Source organism: bacterium (assembly GCA_040753085.1).
Classification (GTDB): domain Bacteria; phylum UBA9089; class JASEGY01; order JASEGY01; family JASEGY01; genus JASEGY01.
The window spans coordinates 1-6,528 of sequence record JBFMHI010000028.1 but is presented as its reverse complement, the minus strand read 5'-3'; the positions used below and the strand labels follow the sequence as shown (position 1 = coordinate 6,528).

Sequence of the window (6,528 nt, the reverse complement as noted above, 5' to 3'; positions counted from 1 at the left end):
TTCTGGGCCTCAGCTAACTCTTCTACCTTTAATTCTGTGCGTTTCTGGGCCTCAGCTAACTCTTCTACCTTTAATTCTGTGCGTTTCTGGGCCTCAGCTAATTCTTCCATTTTTAATTCTGTCCGCCTCTGGGCCTCAGCTAACTCTTCTACCTTTAATTCTGTCCGTTTCTGTGCCTCAGCTAACTCTTCTACCTTTAATTCTGTCCGTTTCTGTGCCTCAGCTAACTCTTCTACCTTCAATTCTGTCCGTTTCTGTGCCTCAGCTAATTCCCCCATTCTTGCTTCTGTCCACTTCTGGGCCTTAGCTAATTCTTTCTGCTCCTCAGCCAGCTCTTTAACAATATCTTTAAGCTCGGTAAAATCCTCCTTAGTTACATGTTTTTCTCGGATACGTCCATCTATTAACTCTACAATCTCAAATTTAAGTTCGGGCGTTAAAATTGTTTGCATAACTGCCTCCTTATTTTTCCTGGATATTGTTTATCGTTTCGACCAGTCGCTTGCCCACCTTCCTAAAAGCTTGAAGCTTTTGGGAAGGTTGGTCTGCGTTGGCAGAGAAAATACTTTTCCCCACGGTCAGCAATCCTTCTATTCTCCGAGACATCTCTTTTGCCTTCATTAACCTATCCTTAAAGAGAGTTGCCTCACTGCCTCCAGGATTTGGGAGGCATTCCTCGATTCCTTCCAAAGAAACTAAAACCTCACTCAGCCTTCTTTTTAAGCCAATGGTTAATTGGTTGATAATTATCTTAAATGTATCCAAGTCAGCTTCGTAGAAGTCCTTCCTTGAACCCTTGGTCCAGACCTTCCTGACTGCTCCCCACTTTTCTAATTCTCGAATGTTGACGCTTATATTACCCTTGCTCATCTTCAGCCTGTCCGACATCTGGTCAAGGGAAAGAGGCTCCTTACTGAGAAAGAGCAACCCGTATAACTGTCCCACTACCCGGTTAAGCCCCAGGCTGGAACTCATCTGGCCGGCAATTTCAATAAAGGAGTCTTGTAGTTCTGCTAATTTGGAATCCATAGTGTTACCCCCCTGATCCTCGATGCTCGATACTCGATGCTCGATCCTCGATGCTGGATGCTCGATCCTCGATCTTCGATACTCGATGCTGGTAAAGAATCCATTGTTCCAGTATCGAGTATCGAGTATCGAGCATCGAGCATCGAGCATCGAGCATCCAGTATTGAGTATCGTATCTACTCAAAATCGAGTTGAAAACTTGTCAATTGCGAGCCCGAAACGGAGTGAGGGAGAGAGGGATCAATCCGTCCTGTTTCGCCTTCGGCTTGCAGTCCTCGCATTACGACACAGCCTCTTCAAGGGTAACTACTCAACTTAGTTTTGAGTAGTTATCGAGCATCGAGCATCCAGGATCGAGTATCGAGCATCCAAGATCGAGCATCGAGTATCGAGAGATCAACTGAATCATTATATTAACTTAAACCTGTCTTTGTCAAGGGAAAATTTTCTATGCATATTTCCAAACGTTCTAAATATTCTAAATATATTATATCATATTATTCGACCTTCGTCAAGAAAAACTTTAATCTTTTTTTACGCCGACCGCTCGGTAGATCATAACATGGTGCAAATAAAGCGGTTATCTTCAGCATGGGAACCACGCTGCCTCTTTGTGGTCAATAAACATTCGGTGCCAGAGTTCTAAATTCAGGAGGCTCCAGATACGATGCCGGTGATCAATTCGGCCTGAAGTATGCTCATCAAGAATTCTTCTAACTGAATTGGAGTCAAAATACCCTCTGTTTTTGGCTCGATCATCTAAAAGAACCTCGTAGGCATAATCTTTTAATTCCTGCCGAAACCATCGGCCAATAGGCACCCCAAAGCCCATCTTGTCCCGGCAAAGAATGTTTCGAGGAAGATATTTCTTTAGCGAATTCTTCAAGATATATTTGGTGGTCTTCCCTTTCAATTTTAAGTTTGGAGGCAAAGAAGCCGCAAATTCTACCAATTTATGATCCAGAAAAGGGCTCCTGGCCTCTAAGGAATTAGCCATTGAGGCAATGTCAACCTTGACCAGGAGATCATCAGGCAGATAAGTCATCACATCCACAAACATAGTGGCGTCAAGAAAATTGTCTGTATTAGCCTGACGATAGACATCGAGGAGTAAATTAACCGAGTCGAGATGGGCCGTCTTTTCTTTCATTTCTGGTGAGTATAATTCTTGCTTTTGCTGGTTGTTGAATATGGAAACCCATCTAATGTATCGCCGTTGCGGCGGCTCGGAAATAGCCGCGGTAAATCGCTTTATCCTTTGAGAAAAGCTCTTTCTGGAGGTAGATTCCGGCAGTTGACTGATCAGGGAAAAGATTACTTTTTCTCGAATAAAAGAGGGGATTTTCTCATAGGTTTGAGCTATCCTGTTGGCCAGATACCTTTCGTATCCGGCAAAGGCTTCATCACCCCCATCGCCAGTTAAGGCTACCGTAACATGCTGCCTGGTCATACGGGAGACATAGTAAGTAGGAATGGCCGAAGAATCAGCGTAGGGTTCGTTGTAATGCCAGATCAATTTAGGCAGAATCTCTAAGGCCTCCGGTTTGACCATAAATTCGTAATGGTCGGTCCCAAACCGTTCAGACACAAGGCGGGCAAATTTCAGCTCATTGAAAGAGGCCTCCTCAAAACCAATAGAGAATGTCTTGACCGGCTTATCCGAAAGACCGGCCATCATCCCCACTATGGCTGAAGAATCGATTCCGCCGCTTAAGAAAGCCCCCAGGGGGACATCGCTGATCAATCTGAGCTTAGTAGCTTCCTTTAATAGACCTAAGAGCCTTTCGACACATTCTTCCTCTCTTAGCTGAAGCTTGGGGAGGTAATTTAAGTTCCAGTATCTTTCAACCTTAAAGCGACCTTTCTCCCAGAATAAGATACTGGCCGGGGGGAGCTTTTTTATCCCTTTAAACATAGTAAGGGGGGCTGGAACATAGCCATAAGTGAGGTAATGGTGGAGGGCCTCTAAATCGACTTCCCTCTTAATATAGGGGTCTTGCAAGACGGTCTTGATTTCGGAGCCAAAGATCAGGCTTGAGGTAGTAAGGGCATAGATAAGGGGTTTCTTCCCTAAACGATCCCGGGCCAGAAGGAGTCGCTGCCTCCGGTTGTCCCAGATAGCAAAAGCAAACATGCCCCTTAAATATTTGACGCAATCAGGACCATAATCTTCGTAAAGATGGATAATGACCTCGGTGTCACTTTGGGTCCTGAATCGATGTCCCTTTTTCTCTAAATCTTCCCTAAGCGATTGGAAGTTATAAACTTCTCCATTGTAAACGATCCAGACCGAACCGTCTTCATTGGCCATGGGCTGATGCCCGGCCCCAAGATCAATAATGGAAAGCCGCCGATGTCCTAAGCCAATGCGGAATTCAGAAGGCGGAAGGCGGAATTCCGCCTTCTGAATGCCGCCTTCCGCATTGAGATATATTCCCTCATCATCAGGCCCTCGATATTCAAGGGCCGCGCACATCTTTCGGATGAGACTTTCATCCACCGGCTGACCGTCAAAATTTAACTTTCCGCAAATTCCGCACATGTTATCTCTCTGTAACTACTCAGGCAGATAGGCTGAAGGCTGAAGACTGAAGGCTGAAGACTGAAGTTCAATCATCTACTCACCACACTTATCCCTAAAAGCCTTCCACCTTCAGCCTTCAGCCTTCAAGATATCTCTTTGCTTAAGCTACTATATATCTTCTAAAATGTCAACCGTTTTTTGCGGCTTTGGCCGCACCGGAGCACCGACAACCGGTGCACTGGTGCGCAACTACTCAGGCAAATAGGCTGAAGGCTATTGAACTTCAGTCTTCAGCCTTCAGTCTTCAGCCTTCAGTCTTCAGCCTATCTGCCTGAGTAGTTACCAAATGCCTTGAGAAAAATATTGACAAAATATTGAGTTCCTATTATAATCAAAGGCAAAAGGATAGCGTTAATAGAGTCAGATAGGGGTCAAGGGTTCCAAGATTCAAGTGAAATCCTCGAACCCTGCTGAAACCGCCCAGGAACTTTCGCTTAGTGTCTTAGTGGCTAAGTGTATATTAGCAACCTGTCGGTTTATTGAAAAAGACTTCTGCAAAATACCACTTTTTTGTCATTCCGCACCTGATGCGGAATCTAAAACTTATTTATTTTCAATGGATTTCCGCTGGAGTTTACCCCGTACTTTGATACGGGGCGGGAATGACAAATGAAGCAAAAACTCTCATTTTGCAAAAGTCTTTTTATGGAAAGAGAAAGGAGAAAGACCGATGAGGGATAACCTTTGGCCGGGTGTTATTGCCAGATACAGAGAATATCTGCCTGTTTCCGAGCACACGCCGGTGGTTAGCTTAAAAGAGGGAGGCACGCCTCTGATTGAGGCCAAAAATCTGGAAGAGGTCCTGGGCGGGAGTTTGAGAATCCTCCTTAAATATGAAGGGCTTAATCCCACTTCTTCCTTTAAGGACCGCGGGATGACTATGGCTGTCTCCAAGGCGTTGGAAGAGGGGGCAAAGGCAGTTATCTGTGCCTCAACCGGGAACACCTCTGCCTCAGCGGCCGCCTATTCGGCTCAGGCTAAAATATCCTGCGCCGTTCTTATCCCCGAAGGAGCCATCGCCCTGGGAAAGCTGGCCCAGGCCCTGATGTATGGAGCTAAAGTCATTGCCGTCGATGGCAACTTTGACGATTGCCTTAACCTGGTTCGAGAGATAGGTGAGAATTACCCGGTAACCATAGTTAATTCCATCAACCCCTATCGGATAGAAGGTCAGAAGACAGGGGCCTTTGAGATATGTGATGCCTTAGGCGCTTCGCCGGATTTTCAGGCCATTCCAGTAGGTAACGCCGGCAATATCACGGCTTACTGGAAAGGCTACCGGGAATATAAAAAAGCAGGTAAAATAGATTCGCTTCCTAAAATGCTTGGGTTCCAAGCGGCCGGAGCGGCCCCCATTGTGGAAGGCAGGATAATCCCTAATCCCAAAACCATTGCTACAGCTATAAGGATAGGCAATCCGGCCAGTTGGAAGGGGGCGGAAGCGGCCAGGGATGAGTCTGGCGGACTGATCGATAAAGTGACCGATGAAGAGATACTCTCGGCTTATAAGACGCTGGCTTCCTTGGAGGGTATTGCGGTTGAGCCGGCTTCGGCTGCTTCAGTAGCCGGAGTGATTAAGTTGTCTAAGGCCGGATATTTTAAAGACAAAGGCCAAACAGTGGTCTGTATCCTGACCGGACATGGATTGAAGGATCCGGAAAGGGCCATCGCCGTAGCGGAGAAACCCGTAGTGGTTCCGGCTAAGTTAGAAAGGATAGCTGAATTGTTGGACTTTTAGGATGGCGGATTATGAATATAAAATTGTTCCTTCTCCTTTTTTTACTCTCCACCGCCTTGGCAGGTTGTGGAGGCTGCTCAAACTCTCCTCCCCGGATACTGTGGCTGGTGGAAGGTTCCCCTGAACTTATTTATGATTACTCCGGCAGTTCAGGAGATTTCCTATATTTTCTTAATCTTCGATATTTTAAGAACATACGAAGCATCATTCTCTATACGCCCTCTTATTTTTTTCAAGATGAAAATTATCGAAACAAACTACCCCGCTTTAATTCCACCGCCCATTCGGCGGGGATTAATGTCTATCCTCTGGCAGGGGATCGTAAATATCTTTGTGATGGGTGGGGACATCAGCTATTAATCGATGTCATTAACAAGGTAATCGAATATAACGCCGAAGTGGATGAATCAGAGAGATTTGATAATCTGTTTTATACTAATATAAGATTTTATGAGGCCATCAATCAGGGGGGAAAAAAGTCGGAGGGATTTTGCGGCCGACTTGAATTTTACCCTGGCCGTTCTTCTCTGGGACTTAGCCCTGACCAGGCCGATGAGCGGGAATATCTCTTAACGGATTATCTGACATTATTGTCCGAGTGTCGAAGTAAGCTGGCCAAAGAAGGGATAAGACTTGGCGGGGTTCTTCCTGCCTGGACGGATGATTACTATGGCGCTCCGGTAACTTTGGATTGGGATGGAGTTGATCAGGAACTCTACAAACATATCCTGGATTTGCTGGATGAAGTGGTTTTACTGGCTTATTGGGTGGATCCGGATAAAGTAATTGAGATAAGCCGGTCAGAGTTGGATTATTCAGGCCAGGTAAGTGGAACGGCTATCTATATTGGGCTTGACACTCATTGCTACTCTTCCTCTTCGGCTGAGCAGGAAGAAGGCCAGTCCTTTGCGGTAGAAGGCATGAATGAAGACGACCTGGAAGAGGTTATTTCCATCATTGACGATTATTGTTCTTCAAGCCAGGCCTTTATGGGGATTTCTATCTACGATTATAATGGCTACTTAGCTCTTACCTCTGGCAAGCCGTGCCAGTGACGGTAAGTCAGTTTCAAGCGGCGAATGTTGGGAGTATCTACTCAAAATCAAGTTCAGCCGACCGCGTCGCGGTCGGCTGAACGGCGCGGCGGGCTTCGCCCGCTTGTTCGGCCTCGCGCGCA

5 protein-coding genes are annotated in these 6,528 nt (G+C 46.0%); 2 read left to right on the top strand and 3 right to left on the bottom strand.

Annotated elements, in window-relative coordinates; genetic code table 11:
• The 3 genes from AB1797_04995 to asnB all read right to left on the bottom strand — a co-directional run.
• A partial coding sequence (locus tag AB1797_04995; protein MEW5766970.1) for a hypothetical protein occupies positions 1–452 on the bottom strand: 452 nt, incomplete at its 3' end.
• Between the two features lie 10 nt (positions 453–462).
• Positions 463–1,179: a hypothetical protein gene (locus AB1797_04990; protein MEW5766969.1), complete on the bottom strand. Its 717-nt coding sequence runs from the start codon at positions 1,177–1,179 to the stop codon at positions 463–465.
• A 436-nt stretch (positions 1,180–1,615) separates the two neighbouring features.
• On the bottom strand, positions 1,616–3,571 hold the full coding sequence (gene asnB, locus AB1797_04985; protein MEW5766968.1) for an asparagine synthase (glutamine-hydrolyzing): 1,956 nt from the start codon (positions 3,569–3,571) through the stop codon (positions 1,616–1,618).
• A 712-nt stretch (positions 3,572–4,283) separates the two neighbouring features.
• On the opposite strand from asnB, the gene thrC reads away from it, so the two are divergent.
• Both thrC and AB1797_04975 read left to right on the top strand, forming a co-directional pair.
• A complete protein-coding gene (gene thrC, locus AB1797_04980) occupies positions 4,284–5,351 on the top strand; it encodes a threonine synthase (protein ID MEW5766967.1) in 1,068 nt (355 codons plus the stop codon).
• An 11-nt stretch (positions 5,352–5,362) separates the two neighbouring features.
• A complete protein-coding gene (locus AB1797_04975) occupies positions 5,363–6,406 on the top strand; it encodes a hypothetical protein (protein ID MEW5766966.1) in 1,044 nt (347 codons plus the stop codon).
• Positions 6,407–6,528 lie beyond the last annotated feature (122 nt).

Excerpts from the sequence above, each read along its gene's own strand:
- AB1797_04975 (MEW5766966.1), top strand. The coding sequence starts at position 5,363 with ATGAATATAAAATTGTTCCTTCTCCTTTTTTTACTCTCCACCGCCTTG.
- asnB (MEW5766968.1), bottom strand. The coding sequence starts at position 3,571 with ATGTGCGGAATTTGCGGAAAGTTAAATTTTGACGGTCAGCCGGTGGAT.
- AB1797_04990 (MEW5766969.1), bottom strand. The coding sequence starts at position 1,179 with ATGCTCGATGCTCGATGCTCGATACTCGATACTCGATACTGGAACAAT.
- thrC (MEW5766967.1), top strand. The coding sequence starts at position 4,284 with ATGAGGGATAACCTTTGGCCGGGTGTTATTGCCAGATACAGAGAATAT.